The sequence below is a fragment of the Microcoleus sp. Pol12B3 genome (assembly GCF_036701355.1).
Classification (GTDB): domain Bacteria; phylum Cyanobacteriota; class Cyanobacteriia; order Cyanobacteriales; family Microcoleaceae; genus Microcoleus.
The window spans coordinates 74554-99458 of sequence record NZ_JAUBQS010000008.1; the positions used below are offsets into that span (position 1 = coordinate 74554).

At 46.2% G+C, this 24905-nt stretch carries 20 protein-coding genes; 14 read left to right on the forward strand and 6 right to left on the reverse strand.

Annotation, left to right across the window (positions count from 1 at the left end):
* Positions 1-110: 110 nt before the first annotated feature.
* The gene (locus QUA53_RS06125; RefSeq protein ID WP_333095652.1) at positions 111-2630 is read right to left on the reverse strand and encodes an ATP-binding protein; all 2520 of its coding nucleotides are present in this window, start codon (positions 2628-2630) and stop codon (positions 111-113) included.
* Positions 2631-3119: 489 nt separating this feature from the next.
* On the opposite strand from QUA53_RS06125, the gene QUA53_RS06130 reads away from it, so the two are divergent.
* A complete protein-coding gene (locus tag QUA53_RS06130) occupies positions 3120-3494 on the forward strand; it encodes a hypothetical protein (RefSeq protein ID WP_333095653.1) in 375 nt (124 codons plus the stop codon).
* A 139-nt stretch (positions 3495-3633) separates the two neighbouring features.
* Here the strand turns inward: QUA53_RS06130 and QUA53_RS06135 are convergent, their stop codons facing one another.
* A complete protein-coding gene (locus QUA53_RS06135; protein ID WP_333095654.1) occupies positions 3634-4491 on the reverse strand; it encodes an Hpt domain-containing protein in 858 nt (285 codons plus the stop codon).
* 178 nt (positions 4492-4669) lie between these two features.
* Positions 4670-5596, reverse strand: a complete 927-nt coding sequence (locus QUA53_RS06140; protein WP_333095655.1) for a DMT family transporter — start codon at positions 5594-5596, stop codon at positions 4670-4672.
* 275 nt (positions 5597-5871) lie between these two features.
* Here QUA53_RS06140 and QUA53_RS06145 point away from each other — a divergent pair, with 275 nt between their 5' ends.
* Together QUA53_RS06145 and QUA53_RS06150 are read left to right on the forward strand one after the other, a co-directional pair.
* Positions 5872-6675, forward strand: coding sequence for an SDR family oxidoreductase (locus QUA53_RS06145; protein ID WP_333095657.1), 804 nt, complete (start codon positions 5872-5874; stop codon positions 6673-6675).
* A gap of 149 nt (positions 6676-6824) precedes the next feature.
* On the forward strand, positions 6825-7859 hold the full coding sequence (locus tag QUA53_RS06150) for an NAD(P)-dependent alcohol dehydrogenase (RefSeq protein ID WP_333219749.1): 1035 nt from the start codon (positions 6825-6827) through the stop codon (positions 7857-7859).
* Between the two features lie 60 nt (positions 7860-7919).
* On the opposite strand, the gene QUA53_RS06155 is transcribed toward QUA53_RS06150, so the two are convergent.
* The gene (locus QUA53_RS06155; RefSeq protein WP_333095660.1) at positions 7920-8729 is read right to left on the reverse strand and encodes a calcium-binding protein; all 810 of its coding nucleotides are present in this window, start codon (positions 8727-8729) and stop codon (positions 7920-7922) included.
* Between the two features lie 18 nt (positions 8730-8747).
* Here QUA53_RS06155 and QUA53_RS06160 point away from each other — a divergent pair, with 18 nt between their 5' ends.
* The 8 genes from QUA53_RS06160 to QUA53_RS06195 all read left to right on the forward strand — a co-directional run bounded on the left by QUA53_RS06160 (position 8748) and on the right by QUA53_RS06195 (position 19482).
* Complete coding sequence (locus QUA53_RS06160; protein ID WP_333095661.1) at positions 8748-8885, forward strand: hypothetical protein; 138 nt, start codon at positions 8748-8750, stop codon at positions 8883-8885.
* A gap of 42 nt (positions 8886-8927) precedes the next feature.
* On the forward strand, positions 8928-9908 hold the full coding sequence (locus QUA53_RS06165; RefSeq protein WP_333095663.1) for an ATP-binding cassette domain-containing protein: 981 nt from the start codon (positions 8928-8930) through the stop codon (positions 9906-9908).
* Positions 9909-10029: 121 nt separating this feature from the next.
* On the forward strand, positions 10030-10818 hold the full coding sequence (locus QUA53_RS06170; RefSeq protein WP_333095665.1) for an ABC-2 family transporter protein: 789 nt from the start codon (positions 10030-10032) through the stop codon (positions 10816-10818).
* A gap of 385 nt (positions 10819-11203) precedes the next feature.
* Positions 11204-13768 carry a nitrite reductase large subunit NirB gene (nirB, locus tag QUA53_RS06175; protein ID WP_333095667.1) on the forward strand — a complete coding sequence of 855 codons (2565 nt, stop codon included), beginning with the start codon at positions 11204-11206 and terminating at the stop codon, positions 13766-13768.
* Positions 13769-13969: 201 nt separating this feature from the next.
* Positions 13970-14329, forward strand: a complete 360-nt coding sequence (gene nirD, locus QUA53_RS06180) for a nitrite reductase small subunit NirD (RefSeq protein ID WP_333095670.1) — start codon at positions 13970-13972, stop codon at positions 14327-14329.
* A 212-nt stretch (positions 14330-14541) separates the two neighbouring features.
* The gene (locus QUA53_RS06185) at positions 14542-16635 is read left to right on the forward strand and encodes a HEAT repeat domain-containing protein (RefSeq protein WP_333095672.1); all 2094 of its coding nucleotides are present in this window, start codon (positions 14542-14544) and stop codon (positions 16633-16635) included.
* A 1013-nt stretch (positions 16636-17648) separates the two neighbouring features.
* The gene (locus QUA53_RS06190) at positions 17649-18179 is read left to right on the forward strand and encodes a peptidoglycan-binding protein (protein WP_333095674.1); all 531 of its coding nucleotides are present in this window, start codon (positions 17649-17651) and stop codon (positions 18177-18179) included.
* A gap of 232 nt (positions 18180-18411) precedes the next feature.
* Entirely contained in the window at positions 18412-19482 is a 1071-nt protein-coding gene (locus QUA53_RS06195; protein ID WP_333095676.1) for a patatin-like phospholipase family protein, read from the forward strand.
* 271 nt (positions 19483-19753) lie between these two features.
* On the opposite strand, the gene QUA53_RS06200 is transcribed toward QUA53_RS06195, so the two are convergent.
* Both QUA53_RS06200 and QUA53_RS06205 read right to left on the reverse strand, forming a co-directional pair.
* Positions 19754-21454 (reverse strand): pentapeptide repeat-containing protein, encoded by a 1701-nt coding sequence (locus QUA53_RS06200; protein ID WP_333095677.1) that lies wholly within the window; start codon positions 21452-21454, stop codon positions 19754-19756.
* Between the two features lie 426 nt (positions 21455-21880).
* A complete protein-coding gene (locus QUA53_RS06205; RefSeq protein ID WP_333095678.1) occupies positions 21881-22297 on the reverse strand; it encodes a hypothetical protein in 417 nt (138 codons plus the stop codon).
* A 49-nt stretch (positions 22298-22346) separates the two neighbouring features.
* Between QUA53_RS06205 and QUA53_RS06210 the strand changes: the two genes are divergently transcribed.
* From QUA53_RS06210 to QUA53_RS06220, 3 genes are read left to right on the forward strand one after another with little or no spacing between them, the layout of a single operon-like run.
* Positions 22347-22502: a hypothetical protein gene (locus QUA53_RS06210; RefSeq protein ID WP_333095679.1), complete on the forward strand. Its 156-nt coding sequence runs from the start codon at positions 22347-22349 to the stop codon at positions 22500-22502.
* Positions 22503-22551: 49 nt separating this feature from the next.
* On the forward strand, positions 22552-24321 hold the full coding sequence (locus QUA53_RS06215) for a S8 family peptidase (protein WP_333095681.1): 1770 nt from the start codon (positions 22552-22554) through the stop codon (positions 24319-24321).
* Positions 24318-24539 carry a hypothetical protein gene (locus QUA53_RS06220; protein WP_333035640.1) on the forward strand — a complete coding sequence of 74 codons (222 nt, stop codon included), beginning with the start codon at positions 24318-24320 and terminating at the stop codon, positions 24537-24539. Before QUA53_RS06215 ends, QUA53_RS06220 begins: the two co-directional genes overlap by 4 nt.
* The last annotated feature ends 366 nt before the right edge of the window (positions 24540-24905 follow it).

Below are 24905 nucleotides of genomic sequence, written 5' to 3' on the forward strand. Positions count from 1 at the left end.
TGAATTGGCTCAAATCTACTTAGCTGCTTTTGTATTTTAATCGAATTTTCGATTTGTGAATTGGGTCGATTTCCTAATTTCGGGATAGCTTCGCTAGCGCGGATTTTTTTTCACTTGACAATGGGTGTGGGATGAGTTTGGCTCAATGGAATCTCAATAATCAACTCAGTTCCCTCTCCGGGGGCAGAAATGCAAGTCAATTTGCCGCCGTGTTGTTCTACGACAATTTCATGGCTAATCGCCAAACCTATCCCCGCACCTTTGCCCACCGGTTTTGTGGTAAAAAACGGCTCAAAAATTTTCTGGCGAACTTTTTCTTCCATGCCCCAACCGTTGTCCTCGATCCGAACTGCTACGGCTTTTTCTCCGGGACAAAGTTCAGTCACAATCCGAATTTGTCCGTACTTAACTGGCTCTTCGCCGCCGCCCTGCGGCGATAAATTATTGTTGACAAAAGCCTCTTCGAGAGCATCAATTGCATTTGCCAGTACATTCATAAATACTTGGTTGATTTGAACTGCGTAACACTCAACCAAAGGCAGAGATCCATATTTTTTGATGAGATGAATTGCTGGGCGATCGGGCTTCGGTTTGAGTCGGTTGCTCAAAATCAGCAAAGCGCTGTCTAATCCGTCGTGAATGTCAACTGGTTTAATCTCTGCTTCGTCAATTCTAGAGAAATTTCGCAGCGACTGAACTATCTCGCGGATGCGGTTAGCTCCTACTTTCATTGAACCCAGCAACTTGGGCAAGTCTTCAACTATAAACTCTAATTCTACTGCTTCTATTTGGGCTTGAATTTCTGGCGAAGGTGAAGGATAGTGCTGCTCGTAAAGCTGCAATAAATTCAGCATTTTGTGACTGTATTCGTTGGCATAACTAAGATTTCCATAGATAAAGTTAATCGGGTTAGTGACTTCATAAGCTACCGCCGCCACCAACTGTCCCAAACTTGACATTCTTTCGCTTTGCACCAATTGAGTTTGCGCCCGCTTAAGCTCGGACATTGCTGTTTTTAAATTAGCAGTTTTTTCGCGTTCTCGGGCGACTGATGCTTCTAATGCTGTATTTAATTTTTCGAGTTTGTCAACTTGGCGCAGCACTATATTAATCATTGCTTTTTTCAGTTCCAATGCAGCGTCTATTTCGCATTGTTTCCAAGGCAACGATTTGTACCTCACATTTTCTTTCCACAGCTCGAAGGATTTCCGAGGAGACAGTCGAGGGTTGCCATCTTCATCGGTTTCAACTGGTTTGTTAGGGTTGCCCGCCCAATTTACTGTCTTAATTACTTCGGGGCGAAACCACAAAATGTATATTTTCTGCGTCGGCGATATTGCTATAGCCAAACACCCGCTAGCCGTGTCTTTAAATTCCTCAGCTTCAGGATAGCATTTGGTCAGCGAGTCTGTATAAAAAATTTCTTTATTTAAATGCTTTTGCACCCACTGAGTTAAGTATTTGAGGGATTCTCCTTGAGGTGTTTGCCCGACTCGATAGCAATTGTCCCCAAATACTATTGCGGCTCCCTGGGCGTTGACTGCTTCTAGCAAATTATGCTGACATTTAACTAACACTTGTGACAAGTTTTCGGACGTGGATATGTCTTCAAAAATCTTGGTCTGAATCGATTTCAAGTGTAATTTGTAGTCGTAGTCTTCGTTTCCTTCTTTTGATTGGAGTTCTAAGGACATTACTTGCCCGATAAATTCGCAAGCTGCGCGCAATTCATAGTTGAGGTGTCTTGGTGTATAGTTGTGGCAAGCAATCAATCCCCACAGTTTTTTGTCTTTGATTAATGAGATTGACATCGAAGCTGCAACGCCCATATTTTGCAGGTATTCTATGTGAATGGGAGAAACGCTTCTCAACACGCTGAAACTGAGGTTTTGAGACTGGGTGGTAAGAGCATTGTTTCCTGAAACAAGGGGGACGGGTTGATAATTAACATCGGGGATCAACCTCAGCCAATTTAACGTATACAGTTGTCGGGCTTGTTTGGGAATATCTGAGCTGGGGTAGTTTAATCCCAAGAAAGGACTTAGGTTTTCTGCTTTAGCTTCAGCGATCACAGCGCCGTTGCCTTCGCAGTCAAATTGATAGAGCATAACTCGATCAAAACCAGATATTTTTCTGACTTCTTCTACAGTTATTTGAGATAATTCTTTGAGATTTGGGGCGCTTTGAATTTTACTGACAGTGGCTCTCACTGAATGATAAAAACTAAAAACAGAAATATTTTCTGGGTTTGTGGCTAATTCTAACTCGACAATCAATACTTCTTCTACTCGGTGGAGGATGCAATCAAATTCTAAATATTGACCTTTGTTTGTGACAGAGAGTTTAATTGGATTAACAGTTTTTAAGTTTTCATTACGTAAACAAAGATTGAGTTTTTTTAGTTGAACTCGATTGAATAATACGCTCAAATTTTTACCGATCGCACTTTCTGCATCAATTCCCAACAAATCTTGCGTATTTTCGCTGACTTGCAGTATTTCTAGTTCAGGTTCTTGTACCACAAGTAGCACCCCGTGTGGCTGAATGTGCCCCGATATATGAATGGGTTCTCTGTCGCAGTTTGTCAAGTCAATTTCTTCGAGTGCGGGAATTGTGATTTGTTGATCCATTTGCTTTGTCTTCCGCTGTAAAATTTGGAGAGAGTTCTATTGATTTGAAATTTGAGAGCAAATTGGCTTTTCCATAATAATCTCATATTGTTCGATCGCATAACGGCTCGATCCCTTAATGGACGGTGAGAATCAATCATCCGATACTCAGCGAATCAAAAATGATTTAGTCGAAAACCAGCCTGCAGTATTTGTTGCTGTTATACCAGCCTCAGCATTCTAGAAATTTTACCGACTTGGCTCTTCTATACTATCGCTTCCCGATGTTAATTATCATAGCAATTGTTGCCATTCTTCAAGTATGTTTAATAATTTCCCAAAAGTTTAATATTTGTGGTAAAATTTTGCCTGCTGGAAAAGGGAGAGAGAAATGCGTCTCCAGAGCGGCCTAGTTACTGAAATATTAAGTTAAGGTAATGGTGACAAGATCTGAAAGTCAAGTCACGCTAAGCTCTTTAAGTATACCCAACAGGCCCGACAATTAGACTGATGATCGACTTCAATACAGTTACTGAATTTTCTCATACCTACTGCATAGCTATCTGTGCCTTTTTAGTTCCGGCAAACTTGCTGACTACTTTGCAAACAGCGATTTTGATAGGACTAAACCGACCTCGAATCCAAATTTGGGCGTCTGTGGTTGTTGCCAGCCTTTGGGCTACAGCAATGATATTTCACGTTTTCACCTGGTTCGCGATCGGGGTAGTCATGCCTCCGACATACATCTTGCTAGTTATGGCAATCACTTGTCTGACAATTAATGTCTGGGCGATCGCTCATCCTGCAAGCATGATGCAATTAATTCGAGTTGGGGTATCAGTGGTTAGGGGAGGTTTCACAAGGAAGAAGGATTTAGTTATCTAAAAGACAAAGATCTAATTATCTAGGAACTCAAAAAGAATTTGGCAGGGGGGTAGTGTGAAATGTTTCAGGGAAAATATTGGTTTCAGAAGAAAGTTTTTCGGGTGGCAAATCGTGCTTCCGAGGGCTGAGTTTTCAGCGGTTATTCCGGTTCGCGATCGCGACAATCTTCTGTTTCCGGGCCGCGGGGATGGATCGTGCAATTGAGCAGGTAGCCACCGTCGCTTCTGCCGTAATAATAGCGGCATCCGATGCAAATTGCGGGAGGTTCGATCGCACTTTGGTAAACCGGATAATCCGCAGTCGCCAGCAGCGAAAAGTCTCGCTGCGTCTGAACATTTCCGATAATAGCGCCGGAGAGTTCGACAGCTTGGCGGATGTTTTCGATCCTGGTGTAAGGCGGCAGATAAATGTCAATACAAAGGCGTATGCCCTGGCTATCCCGATCGTGGCGGGTAATAGTGCCTCCGAGCAAACCGACGCGCGAAGCAATAGCCGAGGAAAATTCGCTCAAAGAGGTGCAGTAACCGGAGAAAACGTGAATGTGTTCGTCCGTAGTAGCTCTCACAGTCAGGCGAGTGGGAATTCGCAATCTCAGGTAAGCGTCGAGTTCGTCAAAAACCGGTTCGGCGAGGGAGAGCATTTGGTTTGCGTCTTCGTGGTTGAGCCCAAAACCCTTAGAAACCTTTGACACGAGGCCTGCTAAAATATCAAAAACTTCGGTTAAGAGCGATTGTAGCCTGCTATCAATGGCGATCGGACATTCTCGGAGCAGCTTTAAATAATCCTCCAACCGATGAGAAATTCGCTGAATGCTGCTAAATCCGAGCATAGCTGCTCCCCCCTTAATCGAGTGCGAGGCTCGGATGAGCTGGTGTATTCTTTGGGGAGCTGGCAGGGTATTTTGCAGATCTTGCAAGCCTTGTTCGATAATTTGGATCTGTTCTGTGGCTTCTTCGATAAAGTAGCCGATGATCCGCTGTAGTTGTTCTGGCAACATAATTTTATTCTCCGAAAGGCACCCGAATATCATTAGTCCATTAGTCATTAGTGATTAGTCAGACATTTGATAGTTTGGAACCAATATTTAAGCGACGAGTTATTTTTGTTTTTAAGCCCTAATCTGTTTTATTCTGACTCACGGCAACGGTAGTGGCAATGTTGAAAAATGTTAACTCTTAACTGTTGACAGTGATTTTTTTTGCTCCGACGGTAGCGGTTGCTACCCCCAACAGCAGCACCGCAGCACCTGCGAGTACCGCCGGCGCCGGCACTTCCCCAAACAGCAAATAACCCAACCAACTCGCCCCAACCGGTTCAAACAAGATGGCAAGAGTTACCAGAGTTGGGGAAATCTGCACTACGGCCCAGTTCAAAATGGTGTGGCCGACTAACTGAGGCAAAGCGGCCGTTAGCAAAATATAAAAATATACAATGTCTGGGTAGTTAGTATAAGTAGTGCCGAAGGCGAAGGGGAGAGGCAGCAAAACGATCGCAGCAACAGTATAGGCGATCGCGATATAGCCACCAATTCCCAGTCCCCGCCGCTGAGCTTCCCGGCCCAGCAGCAAATACAAGCTGACAGCCCAAGAACCAGCCATAGCCAGGAAATCGCCAAGCAGTTGGCTGCTGCCAGCATGGGCTGCGCCCGTGCTTCCGAGGGCGATCGCCATTCCCCCAGTCAGGGCTACAGTAATGCCAGCGATCGACATTTTGCTGAGTTTTTCCCCGAACCAGAAGCGCGACAACAGCGCTACCCACACAGGATTAGTGGTGACGAGGGCAGTCGAGGCGGCGATCGAAGTATAAGAAAGTGAGGTAATCCACAGCGCAAAGTGCAGGGCGAGACACAAACCCGCAGCAGCAGCATAGCGCCGAGCTCCCGGTTGCAAAGCGTTCCACTGAATTTTCCGCCAAGCAGGAAGCAGAATTACAGCAGATAAAGTCAGACGAGAAGCCGCGAGTACCAGACTGAAACCCAAACCGCCCGCGCCTGCTTTTAAGTTAGCCAGCCGAATTAAGATTGAGGAAGTTGAGACGGCTAAAACGCCGATAATTAACACTAGGGCGATCGACCAATTAGGCGTTTGTTTCGGAAGATTCATTATTTAGGCATTGGGCATTGGGCATTGGGCATTGGGCATTGGGAAAATTTACAAAGCAATTTTCTCACAAATTATGAATAATTTCTATTCTCTTCTTCTCCTCTCCTCTCTTCCTTCGCCCCTTCGCGGTTCGTAAAAAAAAAACCATTCCCGAAGCACAAATAATTTTTATACTCAATAATTATTAATATAGACCGCCCCTAAAATTACCTAACCTCTGTTATAGTTTCAATATCGTAAAAAACAAATTACAAACTTACAATTTATAACTATCTATGGCTCCTACAGTTTTGATTACAGGCGCTTCTCAAGGAAGTGGCAAAGCAACAGCAATTTTATTTGCAAGTAAAGGTTACGATGTAGTGATGGTAGCTCGCCAGCCAGAGAGATTGGCAGCAGCAGCGGCTCAAGTGCAGCGAGAAGGCACTTCCGCTGTAGCTATTCCGGGGGATGTTGGCGATATTCATCAAGTGCGCGCGATCGTCCAAAAAGCCCTAGATACCTGCGGCAACATCGATGTTGTGGTTAACAATGCCGGCATTTGTGTCACGGGGGCGACCGAGCACACTACCTCCGAAGACTGGCAGCAATTAATGAATACCAATTTTTGGGGCTGCGTTAACACAATTCAAGAAATTTTGCCACATTTTCTGCAACAAAAAACTGGCACAATAGTCAATGTTGGTTCTATTGGTGGCAAAATGCCTTTGCCTCAAATGACTGCTTATTGTGCCAGCAAATATGCAGTAACCGGTTTAACAGAAAGTTTGCGATTGGAATTAGCGCCTCAAGGTATTCACGTTTGCGCCGTGCATCCGGGCCTGATTAACAGCGATTTTTTAGAAAGAGCTCAATTTCGCGATCGAGACGAACCCGCAGTCGAATCGCGCCGCCAGCAAATGAGCAAAATGCTGAAATCTGAGTGGGCAACTCAGCCAGAAGATATTGCTAAAGCTATCTGGGATGCTGTGAAAAATCAGCGTGCAGAAGTTACCGTCGGCCCTGCTTTTTTGGCATCGGAAGCTTATCGTTTGTTCCCCGGTTTGATGCAGTGGGCAATGGAAAAGGGCAAGTTATAATCCTAAGTGGTAATGGATAATGGGTAATTGGTAAGGTACCCAGGGCGCACCAGACAAATTATTAGTAACGCGCCTGAGTCCTAGTGCCAGATTCCCTTGAATATATACAACTAAAGAAAGAGAGTGTTAAACCCGGCCCGAACACTATAATGGCAAACAAACCAGGAAACACCACCATGCAAATCAAAGCACTAGCAGCTAAAAAAACAGGGGGATTGCTTGAAGAATACAAATTCGATGTGGAACCTCCCAAAGTACATGAATGTCTGATAAAAGTGTTAACTTGCGGCATCTGTCACTCAGACTTGCACATGATTGACAACGATTGGGGTCAATCAAAATATCCTCTCGTTCCCGGCCACGAAGTTATCGGAGAAGTGGCAGAAATAGGGCCCCAAGTGACTCATTTAAAAGTGGGCGATCGCGTTGGTGTGGGCTGGCAAAGGTCGTCTTGTTTGCAGTGCCGCGACTGCTTGCGCGGTAACGAAAATCTCTGCGATGAAAACCAGGGATTAATTGTTACAGGCCCGGGCGGTTTTGCCGATTATTTGATGGTAGATTCCCGCTTTGCTTTTCCTATTCCCAAAGGCATCGATTCCAAAATAGCGGGGCCGCTGTTGTGCGGCGGAATTACGGTTTATGCAGGTTTGCGGAATGCGGGGATGAGTTCGGGGCAAGAAATTGGCATTCTCGGCATCGGCGGTTTGGGACACATGGCGGTGCAATTTGCGAAAAAATTAGGCAACCGCGTTACAGTTTTTACTACTTCCCAAGATAAGGCAGAATTTGCACAGAAAATGGGGGCGGACGAAGCTATTGTAGTAGGAAAAGGCGAAATTCCTCAAGCGCCCAGCAGCAAATTAGATATTTTGTTGAGCACTGTTCCTGCTGCTTTAGATTGGGTTCCATACATTGATTTTCTCGATTCTGACGGTGCGCTTGCTTTTGTGGGGGTTCCGGACGCACCGTTGAGCATTCCCTTGTTTCCGTTGCTGACAAAGCGGCGCCGAATTATGGCTTCGCCGATCGGCGGTCGCGCTATGATTAATGAAATGCTGTCAATTGCAGAGAGGTTTGGGATTGAGCCGATTGTCGAAGTTTTTGCGATCGCACAAGCGAATGAAGCAATGCAAAAAGTACGGGACAATCAAGTGCGCTATCGCGCAGTTTTGACGGTGAGTTAGATAATGCGTAATGGGTAAGGTGCGCTAGGCGCACCCTACTAGGGATATATAACCCATGAATTAAAGCAAAGAATTAGCATTAATAAAACGACCGTTTAAATCGGCTGGGGTCACATTCAAAACAGTACCCAACAAAGCATTCGTAAAACCGAATCTAATATTAGTAGCTTCTACGCGACCGTTGCCATCCGGATCGAGACTTCGCTGCGAGATGCCACCCTTGGCTAACAAACTCGTTCCCCCCGTTATAGTTGAAGGATCGATCAGCAGCAGTCTCGGATCGTTCAAGCTATAACTTACCTCTTCCAAGGAGATATTGCTGCTGGTAAATGGCACACTAATGCCAATCGAATCGCTAGACTTATCAAAATCCACAATTACCGCGTCAGGAACTTCAATTCCCACTACTCTGCTTCCCGCTTGATCGACTCTCAAAACAAATACATCGCTACCTGCACCACCTTGGTAAATATCCACCTCTCTGTCGCCAATTAAAGTATCATTACCGTCACCGCCCACTAATAAATCAACACCTTGTCCTCCGCGCAGCAAATCATTTCCCCCACCCCCATTAAGGAAATCGCTATTTCTATCTCCTGTCAACAAATCCTCGCCAGTTTCTCCTAACACATCGTCATCATCTTTGCCACCGTAAATAGAATCACTGCCGACACCGCCTAACAGGCTGTCTTTACCATCGTTGCCAAAAATCCGTTCTGCATCTGACGATCCCGTGACAGTATCATTCCCGCCCAGCATCCAAAGTCCCCCAGGAAAACTAGCAAGTTGTTCTGGTGCAAGTGTAATATTTTCAGAAGAATTGTCTCCTAACAAACGAGAGATGTCTGAATTATCTGGTGTGAGTACCATATTTGTAAACTTTGTGCGATGTCAGCATGGATATTGTTCAATATTCTACCGTTTAGTAGGGTGCGCCCGAACACCGTTACTTTCTCACTCGCGATCGAGCAATGGCTGGCGCACCCTACTAGAGATATCGATCGCTCCATCTTGGCACAAGCCTGATGGAAATACCCTAGATTAAAATAAAAGTTAAAATTTGAGCCGATGCCAATTATCTTAGTTGAAGACTTGAGCAAAGTTTATCCAGTAGCGATTAAAGAACCGGGACTTAAAGGAACAGTGCGACACTTTTTTAGTCGCACTTACCGCAATATTAAAGCAGTTGAGGGCGTCTCTTTCAGTATTGAACCGGGGGAATTCGTGGGGTTTCTCGGTGCTAACGGTGCGGGCAAAACTACTACGCTGAAAATGCTGACGGGTTTGATTTATCCGTCTGCGGGTACGGTGAGTGTGTGCGATCGTACTCCTTTCCGCCGCGAAGCAGATTTTCTGCAAAGAATCACCTTAGTCATGGGGCAGAAACAGCAGTTAATTTGGGATTTACCTGTGCTTGACTCTCTGCGAATCAATGCCGCGGTCTACGGCATTCCCGATACAGATTATCGGCGGCGAGTCGGAGAATTGACAGAGATGCTGTCACTAGAAGGCAAGTTAAATCAGGCGGTACGAAAGCTTTCTTTAGGCGAACGAATGAAAGCTGAATTAATGGCGGCGCTGCTGCACCAGCCGGAAGTATTATTTTTAGATGAACCGACTTTAGGTTTGGATATAAACGCACAGTTTAGCGTCAGGCAATTTCTGCGAGAATATAACGAGCGCTATCAAGCAACGGTGCTGTTGACGAGCCATTACATGGCGGACATTACTGCTTTGTGCAAGCGCGTTTTGTTAATCCATGAAGGGCAATTAGTTTATGATGGTAGTTTAGACGGATTGCTCGACAGGTTTGCACCTTATCGGGAAGTTCAGGTAAAATTAGCTAAGCCGCTGGCAAAAGATAGTGCTTTTGCTTACGGGGAGGTAGAATCTATTGAGGGACAATCGGTGCGTTTTTTAGTGAAAAGGGAAGAGCTGACGGTGAGCGTGGCGAAGATTTTGTCGGACTTGGACGTGATAGATTTGACTGTTACCGATCCGCCAATTGAAGAGGTAATCGGTCGCGTTTTCCGCACGGGAAAAGTGTAATATTTTTGGCTGGGTTCATTCTCCATAAAAGGCAAGATATCTGTTACACGAGAGTTTCAATGTTTTTTGGAACGGGCATCTTGCCCGTTGCTAACACCGAAAAATTAAATCTAAAATTGATATGACAAAATCCATCAAAATTGCTAAAACTTTGTTATTTACCTACTACGCTTATATGCTCGAATACCGGGCAGAATTGTTTTTGTGGGCCCTGTCGGGAGCTTTGCCATTTATCTTGATGGGTGTTTGGATGCAGGCGGCCAATACTGGTCAATTTGGGCTGAATTCCCTCGACTTTGCCCGTTATTTTTTAGCCACTTTCATTGTCAGGCAAGTAAATGTAGTTTGGGTAATTTGGGAGTTTGAAAAGGAAGTAGTGCAAGGCAAGCTATCTAATAGATTGTTGCAGCCTCTCGATCCCGTATGGCACCACTTCGTATCTCACGTTTCCGAAAGGTTTGCAAGGCTGCCCTTTGTATTCGGATTAGTGCTGCTATTTTTTGCAATTTACCCGCAGTCTTTTTGGCTGCCGAGTTTGGGCAGGTTTTTGCTATTTTTGTTGGTTATCGTCTTGACTTTTTGTTTGCGGTTTCTGATACAGTATACTTTTGCGCTGTTTGCTTTTTGGCTGGAGAGGGCAAGTGCGATCGAGCAATTCTGGTCTTTAATTTACCTGTTTTTATCGGGAATTACCGCGCCGCTAGAAGTGTTTCCCGCGCCCGTGCGCGAAGTAGTTTTATGGACCCCTTTTCCTTATTTGATTCATTTTCCCGCTTCAATCTTGATCGGATTGCCCGTAGATGTAGGGCGCAGTTTGTTGGTGATGCTGGCTTGGAGTGCGGTGTTTTTTGTGTGGAATCGGTGGCTTTGGCGGCAGGGTTTGAAGCAGTATTCGGGCATGGGAGCGTGAACTACCCAGCGCTGATGCTACAGTATTCCTCATATGCGAGAATATTTATAAATCAAGTGGGCATTCAACCCACTTAATTTATTCGTTTTCATGCCCTCGCTCAACTCGTACCATTTTTGGCGCGGGGCTTCCTGCTTGTTAGTTAAATAATAATTAAAAATTAGAAAACTGTAAGGTATGTGACATTAAGATATTAATCTTTTTTTCCAAAAGACTTAGTGAAGCACCCTATTTACCTCGATCGCAGACATCATGCAAAAATGCAATCGCGAGTATTCGACAATTGCATAAATCTCCATTTTTTGTATCTATAAGTACAAAAGTTTACAAAAAAGTCTTATATTAATTAACCCAACGACTGATAAACGGGATAAAAGAGATTCTAATGACAGCCAAAAAAAACCTCATTGTAATCGGCAATGGCATGGTAGGTCACAAGTTCCTAGAGTTAATGGTCAGCTCGGATGCTGCCAAACACTGGAATTTAATTACTTTTTGTGAAGAACCGCGTGTTGCTTACGATCGCGTAAACCTCAGCGGATTTTTCTCTGGCAAAACAGCGGGAGATTTATCTTTAGTTGCACCGGGATTTTACCAAGAAAACGGCATTCAAATTTACATCGGCGACAAAGCAGTAGCCATTAACCGGGAACACAAAATAGTCTCTTCAGCCAACGGTTTAGAAGTTACCTACGACAAAATTGTTCTCGCCACCGGTTCCTATCCATTTGTGCCATCAATTAAAGGCAAAGACGCTACAGGGACTTTTGTTTACCGGACAATTGACGACCTAGAAGCGATGTCAGATTACGCTAAAAATTGCAAAACTGGTGTAGTAATTGGCGGCGGCTTGTTAGGTCTAGAATGTGCAAACGCGCTCCAAAATATGGGTCTAAAAACTCACGTAGTTGAGTTTGCCTCGCGGCTGATGCCCGTGCAAGTTGACGAGATGGGCGGTGCAATTCTCCGCAGCAAAATAGAAGAGTTGGGGGTTTCGGTTCATACCAGCAAATCTACCACAGAAATTGTTAGCAAAGATGGCAAAGTTACTAAAATGCTGTTTGCTGACGGTTCGGAATTGGCAACAGATATGATTGTGTTTTCTGCTGGCATTCGCCCCCGCGACGAAATTGCCAGAAGTTGCGGTATAGAAGTAGGAGAACGCGGTGGTATCATCATAAATGATAGCTGCCAAACCTCCGATCCTGACATTTATGCGATCGGAGAATGTGCGCTTTATCAAAATCGCATCTACGGCTTAGTTGCGCCTGGGTATACAATGGCAAGCGTAGCAGCAGATACTTTGAGCCGTGCAGCCGATGGCCGGCAGGATTCCCCCGCTACAAGCACTTTTACAGGTGCGGATATGTCTACTAAACTCAAATTATTGGGGGTGGATGTCGCTAGTTTTGGAGATCCTTTTCCCAAGTCGGGCGATGCTAAAGAAATTGTTGTCACTGACACCTTCCAAGGCATTTACAAAAAATTAGTTTTAAATCGAGACGGCAGTCTAATTTTAGGCGGAATTCTCGTGGGAGATGCTTCTGCTTACGGCACTTTGCTGCAATTCATGCAAAATGAAATTGCTCTGCCGCCGCATCCCGAAGATTTGTTAATGCCACCGCGAGAAGGGGGAGCATCAGCGGGTTTTGGAGTAGACAGTTTGCCGGATTCTGCTCAAATTTGTTCTTGCAATAATGTTACCAAAGGTCAGATTTGTGCAGCGATTCGCGATCGCAATTTAATCGATGTTGCCAGCGTCAAGAAATGCACTCAAGCTGGTACTGGCTGCGGCGGCTGCGTGCCTTTGGTCACGGATATCTTTAAGTCGGAGATGAAAAAAGCTGGGTTTGCAGTCAAAAATAATCTCTGCGAACATTTTGAATATTCTCGTCAAGAATTGTACCATTTAGTGCGTTCTCAAGAGATTAAAACCTTTGAGGAGTTGATTGAAAGACATGGCAAAGGTAAGGGATGCGAAATTTGCAAGCCTGCTGTTGGTTCCATGCTGGCTTCTACTTGGAATGACCACATTTTAGAGAAGTCTCACGTCGGTTTGCAAGATACAAACGATTACTTTTTGGCAAACATTCAGCGCGACGGTACTTATTCGGTGGTGCCGCGAATACCGGGGGGAGAAATCACTCCTGATAAGTTGATTGTTTTGGGTGAAGTTGCCAGGGATTTTGGGCTTTATACTAAGATTACTGGCGGGCAACGGATTGATTTGTTTGGAGCTCGCGTGGATCAATTGCCGCATATTTGGCGTCGGTTGATTGATGCGGGATTTGAGTCGGGACACGCTTACGGTAAGGCTCTGCGTACTGTAAAATCTTGTGTTGGTAGCACTTGGTGCCGCTTTGGGGTGCAGGATTCAACGAGTTTGGCGATCGAGGTTGAATTGCGTTATCGCGGTTTGCGATCGCCCCACAAGCTCAAATCTGCTGTCTCTGGTTGCACTCGCGAATGCGCGGAAGCTCAAAGCAAGGATTTTGGGATCATTGCTACGGAAAACGGCTGGAATTTGTACGTGTGCGGCAATGGCGGCATTAAGCCACAACACGCGGTTTTGCTGGCGACGGATATCGATAAGGAAACGCTGATTAAATATATCGATCGATTCTTGGTTTTCTACATCCGCACGGCAGATAGATTGGAACGCACTGCTACTTGGTTGAATAAGCTTGAGGGCGGTATTGAATACTTGAAACAGGTAATAATTGAGGATTCTCTTGGCATTTGTGCTGAATTAGAAGCGCAGATGGAACATTTAGTTAACACTTATCAATGTGAGTGGAAAACGACGATTGAAGACCCACAAAAGGTGCAGCGGTTCCAGCATTTTGTGAATTCCGATTTGCCCGATCCGAGTATTGTTCGTGTTGCGGAACGGGGACAAGCGCGGCCTGCTAACGAACATGAAAAGGCTCTGGTTGGAGTTTCGGAATAACCCCTCCCCAGCCCTCCCCTTGAATCAGGGGAGGGAGCAAGATTTAATCTCGTTCCCAGGCTCTGCCTGGGAATGAAGTCCCGGAGGCTCTGCCTCCTCAAACCGTGAACCAGAGACTCCTTCGGGGAGGCAGAGCCTCGAAACCTACGTTCCCAGCCGGAGGCTGGGAATGAAATTAAAGTAAATTAACAGGAAAAGAAGATGGTTCAATCATTACAAGTTTCCGATACAGTAACAACTTGGGTAGATGTGTGTTCTCTCGATGCGATCGCCCCTTATACTGGAGTTTGCGCTTTAGTTAAAGGCGAACAAGTGGCGATTTTCCGAGTGGGAAACGGAGATGAAGTTTATGCGCTTAGCAATTACGACCCGTTTAGCAAAGCTTTTGTTTTGTCGCGGGGAATTGTGGGCGATCGCAACGGCACTCTCAAAGTTGCTTCTCCCATTTACAAACAAAACTTTAGTCTGGCTACCGGGCAATGTCTCGATGATGAAACGGTAAAAATTCCGACTTTTGCGGTTCGGGTTGCAGCCGATCGCGTCCAAGTAGCTATTAGCTAGATTCAGCGGCTTAATTGTTCGAGCGCCATCCGCCAAAACCTAACATTTCTCTGGGTGGTGGCGGATTTTGCATTGGGACGCGACCCCGTAGTTGTGGTATAAAATGGAGTTAATCAGCGACCTACTCCAGGAAGGCTCACCAAACTCTAAACTAATACTGGATATGGTTTCGGATTTTGAATGCAAACAAACTTCACGGGCAGGGTATCGGTATGTTGTTAAAAAAACTTGTTTCCGAAAATAATCCCCAGACTGTAGCAGAGTTAATCCATGCCCAACTCAAAATCGGTCAACTGACTTGGGGGGAACTCAAGGCACAAGTTTTCGGCCAGCACTGGCGGGACGAATCTTTACACGAAGTCCTCGGAGAAATTTCAGCCAAGCTCGACAAAGAAACAGCAAGCGAAATTATAGAATATCTCACCGAGCAAAACGGTCAACCAGAAAAATTTATTAATTTATTTTTAGCTGCGCAATGCCTGTTAAAAAATAAAAATGATGTTAATAAAAAAACCGAAAAAAAACTGTTAAACGCTTTAAAAAAGTTATCGCAATACGGCACGGGTTTCCTGATTCTTTATCAAAGCGCTCAAGAATTGCAGGAAACTTATCAAATTCGCAATCGAGCGATCGCGGCGATCGCCCAAACTTGGAAAAACGACCCGCAAACCCTGCCCTGGCTGAAAATACTCGCTCACTCCAGTGACTGCGGCGAAGTCCGAGCCACAGCAGTCGAAGCAATAGCCCGTGGTTGGCCAGAGCAGCCAGAAATTTACCTGATGCTCAAAAACCTCGCCAAATCCGATCAAAGCTGGGCAGTGCGATCGACCTGTGTGCGAGAAATGGCTTGTGGTTGGCCAGACACGAGCGATACATTGCCGCTGCTGGCTGCCTTGGCTCAGTTCGATCAAAGTCCCGCAGTCCGCACCGCAGCACTCGAACAGTTAGCCTCTAATTGGCCCGATCGCACAGATACCTTGCTGCTGCTGAGAACCGCCGCCGAATCCGACGAAAATTTGGGAGTGCGAGTCGCAGCGTGGCAAGAAATAGCCCGAGGTTGGCACAGCCTTTTAGGCACCGTCTCCCTGCTCAAAAACCTTGCCCAGACAGGAAGTTCTATCCTGCGAACAGTAGCGGTGCGGGAGTTGGCAGCGGGCTGGCCTGCAGCAGCCGACGTTTGCCTGCTGCTGAAAACCCTAGCCGAATCCGACAGCAGCAAAGAAGTACGGACAGCAGCTTTAGAAGAATTGGCTTCGCACTGGCCCGGCGAACCCGACATTTACCCGCTGCTGAAAACCCTAGCCGAGTCCGACGCGAGTTCGAGCGTCCGGCGGGCAGCAGTGCAAGCAATTGCCTCTGGCTGGGCCGGGAACCCCGAAACTCTGACTTTTTTGAAAAATATAGCATTGGGCGATCGCGACGCCGACCTGCGCGAAATAGCCCTAAAACAGATAGCAGCAGGTTGGTCCGACCACCCAGAAACCCTGCCCCTGCTGCAAAAAATAGCTGATTCCGAAGATTACTGGACTGTGCGACAAGTAGTAGTGGAAGCTGTCGCCACACTGCCGTCACCCCGTCTCGAAGTCTTTACTTGGTTGCAAAATCTCGCCGAGTCAGACAGACACCTGAACGTCCGAGAAACTGCCGTGGAAGAGATCGCAAAACGCTGGTCTCACCGGGGCGAGACGCTGCCTTTCCTCAAAAGCCTGGTCGAGTCAGAGCAAGATTCTCACCTGCTGAGCGTGCTGGTGCGGGCGATCGTGCGGGGGTGGCCCGACGACCAGGAAACCTTGCCTTGGCTGAAAATTCAGCTCGATTCTAGCGATGCCCTGGTCCGCCCAACGGCGGTGCTTGAACTCGCTTACAACTGGCCTGACAACCCTGAAACTTGGATGCTGCTGGAGGCAAAAGCAGAGGGCGATGAGAGTCCGGCTGTCAGGCAAATGGCTTTGCAAAAGTTAGCCCGGGCGCGGACAAATCAGTCTCAAACTTTCGAGTGGCTCAAAAGTAGAGCTCAAAACGATGAAGATTCGCAGGTGCGGGCGATCGCCCTGGTAGAGTTAATGCGTGGATGGAAAGACGAGCCGGGAATGTTTGAGTTTTTGCGCGATCGGGCTTTGAGCGATGTTGACAATCAAAACGGTTCTTTTCCTTACAATCCCAGATTTACAGCGCTCGAAGCGATTATCGAACATTATCCCGAAAATCCCGGAGTTGTGCCGTTGTTGCGATCGCTTGCCGTTTCCGACGGCGACGAGCAAATCCGGGCCTTAGCGGGTCGCCGGCTACGCAGTCAAGATTGGTAACATCAAATCTGTTAGCATCGGAATTATTCCTATCTCTGTTCTCTATCTCTGCGTGAATCTGCGTCTATCTCTTGTCATCTGCGGCCCGATAAATTCTCTTTTTTTGACCGCAGATGAGGGCAAATTAACACAGATTAACGCAGATGAATTAGATGGATTCCGGTTGCACCATCTGTGATTTTTGCCTGTTGACTGGACTTTACTATTCCGATGCTACCGGAATTGATATAACTGGAAACAATCCTTTAGGCACTTCAGAAAATTAATCATACCTGCTCTTCCACCCTTGCTAAAGAGTTACCGTGCAATGCTCGCTTTTTAGCGCGGATTAATAAGACTCTGGCGACTTACGAACTGGTGGCAGTTGAGAAACAAGAGGGGCAGATTGCTCAGGCTGTGAATTCTCGCCCGCGGTCAGAGTGAATTGAGCAGGGTGGCGACATCTCGGCTTTGTTTGATATCTGCTGCGGTTATCCGGATGATATCAATTCCGGCTGTGCCGGAATGATCTAGCTATGGTTTTTTGCCACCCGTGAAAACAAGTGATCTCTTTAATCAAAGAAGGTTGCTTTAGAAGAACTTGGCAGCACTGAAATAATATGAATTGTAACAAGGAACTTTCGCGATATATCGAGTTACGACATTAGCTCGTGGTCGAAGCAAAATCTTCTGTAACTTGTCCGGTTGCCAAGAGTCAAATTATTTGGTAGTGCGTCCGTTCAATTGGAGGCGATGCTTGACGATAAAGTTTAGACAACTCTTCTTTCTGAAGTTTGAGGAGACTCCAACTTTAGACGTTTAGGCATAACTTGTCCTCGTTGCACTCTTAAGATTCTTTCAGAATATCATTCCGGCGCAGCCGGAAGAGAAATTAACAGTTAACACTGGGACTAACTCAAACGAGTGACACTCACATGAGTGACACTCCAAAAAGTGACTGTGCATTCACAAATCCCACCAGTTATACCTGAAATATCAAAGACTAAAACTTAAATGTTGAGAAAAACCACATTATGTACACCGAAGAAAGAAGCTTGAACAATGAAACTATGGCTCTCGTCGCCGATACTACTGCTCAATCAAATCTGGCATTTGCTGAAACCACTGGAGTAAACAAACCCACTTTACAAATGGGTTCAACAGGTCAAGCTGTCAAGGAACTACAACAGCTTCTATATCATTGGGGATTTTATTTCGGCCCGATTGACGGTATCTTCGGTGTGCAAGTTCAAAACGCGGTCAAAGGTTATCAACACCGCGTCTTTTTAAAAGAAGATGGGATTGTCGGCCCTATCACTTGGGAAACACTATACTCTGGTGCACCTGTGAATATGCCGATAGTCATGAAGGGCAGTTCTGGTAATGCTGTTAAAATTGTTCAGAATGTCTTAAAAATCAATGGATATTATTTCGGCTCCATTGACGGATTCTTCGGGACAATGACAGATGTAGCAGTGCGACAATTGCAACTCAGCAAGGCTTTACCGCAAGATGGAATTGTCGGCTATAGAACTTGGCACGCCCTGAGCAAGTTACCGCACTAACGACGGGTTGGATTCATATAAATTCCGGTTGCACGAGGGAAATAATTGTTGACTTTTGACTGTTGACTGGTTGCTCGAAAAATGTTTTTTTGACTGTTAACTGTTGACTCGATTTTATTATTTCGATGCAACCGGAAACCATATGATGACGTGGGCTGTTGGTATTTTAATGCTGTATAATTTTGTTTCATTTCACTTGATAATTTAAGCAATATCTAAAGGAGTAAATGTGATGGGTCCTAAATTCAAGAGAAGAATTCTATCAATTGATGGTGGTGGTATTCGGGGTATTATTCCTGCGATCCTTCTCAACTACATTGAAGAGCGCACAGGAAAACGCATAGCAGCAATGTTTGATTTTATTGCAGGCACTTCAACAGGAGGAATTTTAGCACTGGGTTTAACTAGAAAGAACTCAGACTCTAGCATCAATCGTGAGCCAGAGTATACCGCTGCCGAACTTGTAAATTTCTATCGCAAATATGGACAAAAAATTTTTAATGAGTATGTTCCACTGGATTTTGATGATTTGTTACAACCCAAGCACAACCCAAAAGGTAGGCAACAAGTTTTAAAGGATCTTTTAGGTGAAGCTAAGGTTGAAGAGGCATTACGAGAAATTTTTATTCTGAGCTATGATATCGAACTCAGAGCACCAATTTTTTTTACAAGCAATCGGGACGCAGAGGAAATCAAGAGTTTTGAGAGCCGGAAAGTATGTACGGGATTCAAAATGTGGGAAGCAGCAATGGCAACTTCTGCTGCACCGACATTCTTTCCACCCTACCAACTCGAAACGGGACATCATACCGATGAGGGATATTACGCTTTGGTAGACGGAGGAATTATTGCAAATAATCCTTCCTCACTTGCAATGATGGAGGCGATGATTTCTTACAAGAAAAAGACTGGTGAAGAACTACAACGTACTGAGACCCTTGTTGTTTCTTTAGGTACGGGCTCACTAACTAAGAAATATAAGTATAAAGAAGCAAAAAATTGGGGTCAACTAAAATGGGCTATTCCCTTAATTAACGTTGTTCTAGATGGCCAAAGCGAATCGGTTGCGTATGAACTCGATCAGCTAATGGTCACTAAAGGAGATAAAGAAAATAACCGAAACTACTATCGTTTTCAACTTCAATTGAGTAGCGATAATGGTCACGATCAAATCGACAACGCAAGTCCCAGTAATATTGAGTACCTAGAGAACCGAGGTGAAAAACTGATTGAACACAGTAAGAAAGATTTGGATGAGTTGTGTAAGCTTTTGAAGGAAGATACTGAACTATATTCTAATTAACCGCACAGTTAAATCGAGCTCTGGTTGGAAGATTTTTAATGGGGAGGCCCTTTTGTGTGTATTCATTCCCACAAAAGGGCCTCCCAAACCGCACCGCTTCCCCCATTACCTAACAACGATCGCAATCCGAAGCCGTTTTCTCCCACCTGAGCAACTGTTCCCGAAACACCGAGTCTTGCTTGGCTTACTGTACAATGCTTGCAATTTCCGACGCCGACGAGCAAATCCGGGCCTTAGCCGCTCTCCGGCTTCAAGTGTTCACAATTAACTGTTAATAATCGATCAAAAGGGTAATTGCATACCGCACCGCTTCCCCCATCATTGAAAAACGAACGCGATCGGACGCCGTTTTCTCCCACGCGAGCAACTGTTCCCGAAAACCCGGGTCTTGCTTTGCCCGCTGCACGATCGCCTGACTGATGACTTTCTTTTGAATCTGCTCTGTCGGGATACCTTGCTGCTTCAAATAATCCAACAGCCGCTGCACGCTTTCGGAAAATTTATCCGGCGTCTGAGACATCAAAATAAACGAAATTTGGCGCACCATTCGCTGGTATATTTCCTGTCTTCTGAGCAATGCTTCCTTTTGGCTCGGCTCCGCATTGTTACTAGGAACAGCCAAGTCCAGCAAACTCAAAATTTCAGCGTCCTTGGCTAAAACCTTTTCCAACATATCTGGATAAAGCTCCAAAATGCGATCGCCCAAAATCTTGCCGTTCACCAAACGGTTCGCGCTCAGCCGCAGTAAATTTTGTTCTCCCGCAGAGTCAAAAAATTGAACGTTAAATTTGAGTTCGTGGCTTTCCAACTCCACCCGACGCAGCGTAAAAACCAAAGCCTCCCAATTAGGAGATTCATCAAAACACACCTTGACGATAGAACTGTCCTCTTGATGCTGCCGCCCCAATTCCCCCGACTCAAAATCGCGATCGACCGGAAAGCGATTTGCCGCCACTTTCGCAGTATAATCAAACTCAGTAAAAACATAGCTGCAGTCAACTCTCGACAGATCGACATCTTGAACTTGCCAATTTTGAATGCAGCAACCCGTAAGCTGCGCCCCCTCCAAATTCGTCCGAATCAAACGGCACTCAATCAAACAAGCTTCTCTTAAATCCGCCTCACCCAACATCGCATCCATCAAATAAGCGCCGCTCAAATCAGCTTTCCGCAAATCAGCACTTCGCAAATTAGCTTCGCTCAAATCGGCCCGCAGCAAATACACTCCTTGCAGGTTAGCTCGCAGCAAAAGCGCCTTCTTAAAACTCGCTTTCAATAAATAAGAACCCGCCAGATTAGCTCGACTCAAATCAGCGTTATCCAGCACCGCCTCAGTCAAATCCGCCCCCGCCAGCACAGCTCGGTGCAAGTCAGCGCCCGTCAGATTTGCCGATCGCATTTGAGCGCCATTCAAGTCAGATTCAATCAAATTTACACCGATTAAAATTGCCGAGCGCAAATTCGCTTCCACCAAATGCGCTTCCCGCAAATTAGCACCCGTTAAATTAGCACCAACAAGACTGGCGCGGTTGAAATTCGCCTCCATCAATTCGGCCGCCATCAACTTCGCGCCGTCGAGTTTAGCCCCAGCAAAATTAATCTGGTCAGATTTAACTCCTTGAAGATTAGCACCGCCCAAATCCGCTTCCGGGAACGCGGCCCAATTGAGTTCTGCTGCTGTCAAACAAGCAAGGCGCAAATCCGCTTTAGCAAGATTTGCCCCGCTCAAATTTGCCCCGCTCAGATTCGCCCCAGCCAGCCCCGCACTGCGGAGATCCGCGCGCCGCAAACAAGCCCCTATCAACTTGGCATTGCTCAAAAAAGACCAGCTCAAATTAGCACCGGTCAAATTAGCACCAGTGAGGTCTATTTCTCGCAGGTTAACACCGCTTAAACTAGCGCCGCTGAGGTCAATGTGACCAAAGTTGCGCTCTCCCTGTTGATAGCGCTGTAAAAATTCTTGTGTTTGCATTCCGCAGATTTGGGGGCTGGCAATTGAGCTGTTTTAGGACGCGCTGGTCAATAACTTTAACTGTAAGGTACGCAGGGAACACGAGCGGGCTAGGCACGGGAACACTACTCCTACTAATTACTGCAATAACTCCTGTCCTCCGGGTGTTCCGTGGGTACTTTACCCTATAGATGGCGGTTCAAAGGATTTGGTGCGTAAGTTCTATTTCTACTACCAGTTTTACAGACTTTTGTAACTTCAAGTAGCCGAATTCATATCTGATACGCTGGGAGCATCTCATATTTGTAAAAACACTTCTTCTGGCTCCTGACTTCTGACTCTTTCCTCCTGCCTCAAAACTTCTGCCTCCTGCCTCAAAACTCCAATTTATAGCTCGGCTGCTTTCATTGAGATGCTCCCGATACGCTACCCCGCCGGACACTGCTTTTACCTAAAGCGCTGTAATTCTTGCTGCAAGTGTTTTCCCCATTTAGTCGCTAGAGGAATTTCTGTAAAAGGAACCTGCACCGCAGCAGCATCTTTCAACAAAAATTCGAGGGCTATTGGACTTCCAGAACTCGGCGGCGACTCTAAATCAACTGCCTGAGAGTTGACTAACAACCGCAGCGAGTACACGTCTTTTAAAGAAAAAGTTTGCAAATTCACAGGCCCGCTGCGAGTAGGTTTTCCCCAAGTTAAACTGTCTTCTTGCTGACCGAGTACAGCATAAATATCGTACTTGGCTTTAGCGAATTGTTCTGCCCAGACGCGATACGCTTCCAGCTTTTGATACTCGTTCCATCCAGCCCAAGCCAGCCCGATAAAAATTGCCAGCAGCGGCAGCCACATTAAACCTCTTTCCATGCAATACCCTTGTTGAAAATAGTCCAGGTTCTGTTTGTCATCTTCTCTAATGATACAATTAATTGAACTCGTAAAACTTGCTCAGCAATTTCAACTAGAAATTAGAGCAATTTTTGAGCGAGCAACAGCCACCGCCGAAAACTACCAAACCCCCGCGTGCGAGATCCCCACAAGTCGCAGCAAGGAAAACTGGCGCTGGCGGTGAAAATTGGGTTATTGTGGTGAACAAGCCTTCCCTAAACGGACGATCGGCCATGAAAAAGTTTTTCCTTCTGTGCTTATTTTTAATCGGGCTCGGCTGGGCGATTTCTAATTTCCCAGGACTTGCTACTCAAGGCACTTACGACTCGATTGTGCTGGATTTCCGCGAAGATTTGGGTGCTGCTGAGATTGCGAAAGAAGTAAATGCGATCGCCCAACAGTACCAAGTCGCACCGCAACTCAACAGCGAATTCTCAGCGGCCGACAATGTATATGTAGTTAAGGGCGATCGCACTTTGCTAAATGCCCTGAGAAAATCAAATTTGGCTAAAGATACCGAATACATTGAACCGAACTTTGTCTACAGCGCTTTCGAGATTCCCAACGATCCCATGTATACCAAGCAGTGGAATCTCCGCAGTATCAACGTAGAATCTGCCTGGAACGAAACCAAAGGCAGCGGCACAACAGTAGCGATAATTGACACGGGTATTACTCCAGTCGCTGACTTAAAAGAAACCAAATTTGTACCGGGCTATGACTTTGTAAACGATCGCGCCGAAGCCTACGACGACAACGGCCACGGTACTCACGTTGCAGGTACAGTCGCCCAATCAACTAACAACAATTATGGCGTTGCGGGCATCGCCTACGAAGCAGCTTTAATGCCGCTGAAAGTGTTAGGCGGCAGCGGTGGCGGCACGGTTTCTGACATCGCCGAAGCGATTAAATTTGCTGCTGACAACGGCGCCGACGTGATTAACATGAGTCTCGGCGGCGGCGGTGAGAGTCAGTTAATGGAAGAGGCGATCGACTACGCCCACTCTAAAGGCGTTGTCATCATCGCAGCCGCCGGCAACTCCGGCGAAAGTTCCGCTTCCTATCCCGCCCGCTATCCCCACGTCATCGGCGTTTCCGCCCTCGGCCCCGACGACGAAAAAGCCTCTTACTCCAATTTCGGCGCAGGGGTTGACATTGCAGCCCCCGGCGGTTCTGAAATGGGCAAGATCCTGCAAAGTACGATCGACCCGGACACAGGCGCCGAAGTCTTTGAAGGCTACCAAGGCACTAGCATGGCTTCTCCGCACGTTGCAGCCGTTGCAGCCCTTGTCAAGGCTTCCGGCATCACAGAACCCGACGAAATTCGCAGCGTACTCTTGCAGTCCTCGCGAACTGTCACTGAAGATCCGTTAAACCATTTTGGTTCAGGACACCTAGACGCAGCCGCCGCAGTTCAGCTAGCCCAGCGCGGACAAATCAACTTCCGCGATTTCTTCCGCTGGCTGCGCGATAATGGCTATCTCAACCCTCGCTTTTGGATTGACGGCGGTGCAGTCGCCCTGTTGCCTAAAATTGCAATGGTGCTCGGTTCTTACCTGCTGGCTTTCTTTTTGCGGAATTATTTTCCGTTCCAGTGGACTTGGGGCTTTTCCGGCGGTTTGATGGCTGGGAGTTCTGGGTTCTTTTTCCTCCGCAACTTGTTTGTATTTGACTTGCCGCAATGGCCGATGCGGGTGATGGGCAGTTCTATTCCCGAACTCGGAGGCGCAATTAATGGCAGCAGTATGCTGAATCCCTTTTTTGCTAGCGTTTTGATTCCTGGGATTTTGATTGCTTTGCTGTTGGGACATCAACAGTGGAAGTGGATCGCGATCGCAATTTCGATCGGTTTTGCCAGCAGTTTAGCGGTGAATGCTTTTGTGTCTCCCGCAGTCTGGGGATTGGGCACAGGTTTGGTATCACAAACATTCTTGATTGTCAATGCTTTACTGTGTTTTGGATTGGCACGTTTAGCAATTAAAACAGAGGTGCGATCGGCATGAGTATTACTGTCAAAGGTGTAATTGAACGCAAAGGATTGGGTCCCGGTACTTGGGCTTTGGTCGGCGAAGATGGGGAAACTTACGAACTTAAGGATGCTCCTTCTGATTTGAAAAAAGCTGGTTTGAAAGTCAGTGTTAAAGGTGAAGTCCGCAAGGATGTGATGACTTTTGCCATGATCGGCCCGGTTCTTGAGGTGCAGTCTTTTGAGGCGATTTAGCCTAATTGGTTAAGGCAGCTTTTGAGCTAAAAAAAACCCCGGCCAAAATTGGCTGGGGTTTATTAATCAGGGTGCATCTACTAATTTAATCTCCCGCCTCAAAACACCTCTTTCAGGACACTTTGGTAGAATTTGCGAACATTGGCGACGAGGGCGTGCGATCGGCAAAAAAAAACCCCAAACCAAAATTGGTCGGGAGTTAATTAATCAGGGTGCATCTACTAATTTAGTCTCCGGCTTTACACCACCTCTTTCAGGACACTTTGGTAGACTTTGCGGAAATTTGCGGCTCAGCTTGCGATGGGCAAAAAAAAACCCCAAACCAAAATTGGTCGGGAGTTAATTAATCAGGGTGCATCTACTAAT

What these genes read in the sequence shown, in the direction of transcription:
- QUA53_RS06220 (WP_333035640.1), top strand. Translation starts at nt 24,318, where the DNA reads ATGAGTATTACTGTCAAAGGTGTAATTGAACGCAAAGGATTGGGTCCC.
- QUA53_RS06190 (WP_333095674.1), top strand. Translation starts at nt 17,649, where the DNA reads ATGTACACCGAAGAAAGAAGCTTGAACAATGAAACTATGGCTCTCGTC.
- QUA53_RS06210 (WP_333095679.1), top strand. Translation starts at nt 22,347, where the DNA reads ATGATACAATTAATTGAACTCGTAAAACTTGCTCAGCAATTTCAACTA.
- QUA53_RS06215 (WP_333095681.1), top strand. Translation starts at nt 22,552, where the DNA reads ATGAAAAAGTTTTTCCTTCTGTGCTTATTTTTAATCGGGCTCGGCTGG.
- QUA53_RS06135 (WP_333095654.1), bottom strand. Translation starts at nt 4,491, where the DNA reads ATGTTGCCAGAACAACTACAGCGGATCATCGGCTACTTTATCGAAGAA.
- QUA53_RS06155 (WP_333095660.1), bottom strand. Translation starts at nt 8,729, where the DNA reads ATGGTACTCACACCAGATAATTCAGACATCTCTCGTTTGTTAGGAGAC.
- QUA53_RS06185 (WP_333095672.1), top strand. Translation starts at nt 14,542, where the DNA reads ATGTTGTTAAAAAAACTTGTTTCCGAAAATAATCCCCAGACTGTAGCA.
- QUA53_RS06170 (WP_333095665.1), top strand. Translation starts at nt 10,030, where the DNA reads ATGACAAAATCCATCAAAATTGCTAAAACTTTGTTATTTACCTACTAC.
- QUA53_RS06165 (WP_333095663.1), top strand. Translation starts at nt 8,928, where the DNA reads ATGCCAATTATCTTAGTTGAAGACTTGAGCAAAGTTTATCCAGTAGCG.
- QUA53_RS06150 (WP_333219749.1), top strand. Translation starts at nt 6,825, where the DNA reads ATGGCAAACAAACCAGGAAACACCACCATGCAAATCAAAGCACTAGCA.
- QUA53_RS06145 (WP_333095657.1), top strand. Translation starts at nt 5,872, where the DNA reads ATGGCTCCTACAGTTTTGATTACAGGCGCTTCTCAAGGAAGTGGCAAA.
- QUA53_RS06130 (WP_333095653.1), top strand. Translation starts at nt 3,120, where the DNA reads ATGATCGACTTCAATACAGTTACTGAATTTTCTCATACCTACTGCATA.
- QUA53_RS06140 (WP_333095655.1), bottom strand. Translation starts at nt 5,596, where the DNA reads ATGAATCTTCCGAAACAAACGCCTAATTGGTCGATCGCCCTAGTGTTA.
- QUA53_RS06125 (WP_333095652.1), bottom strand. Translation starts at nt 2,630, where the DNA reads ATGGATCAACAAATCACAATTCCCGCACTCGAAGAAATTGACTTGACA.
- QUA53_RS06200 (WP_333095677.1), bottom strand. Translation starts at nt 21,454, where the DNA reads ATGCAAACACAAGAATTTTTACAGCGCTATCAACAGGGAGAGCGCAAC.
- QUA53_RS06160 (WP_333095661.1), top strand. Translation starts at nt 8,748, where the DNA reads ATGTCAGCATGGATATTGTTCAATATTCTACCGTTTAGTAGGGTGCGC.
- nirD (WP_333095670.1), top strand. Translation starts at nt 13,970, where the DNA reads ATGGTTCAATCATTACAAGTTTCCGATACAGTAACAACTTGGGTAGAT.
- QUA53_RS06195 (WP_333095676.1), top strand. Translation starts at nt 18,412, where the DNA reads ATGGGTCCTAAATTCAAGAGAAGAATTCTATCAATTGATGGTGGTGGT.
- QUA53_RS06205 (WP_333095678.1), bottom strand. Translation starts at nt 22,297, where the DNA reads ATGGAAAGAGGTTTAATGTGGCTGCCGCTGCTGGCAATTTTTATCGGG.
- nirB (WP_333095667.1), top strand. Translation starts at nt 11,204, where the DNA reads ATGACAGCCAAAAAAAACCTCATTGTAATCGGCAATGGCATGGTAGGT.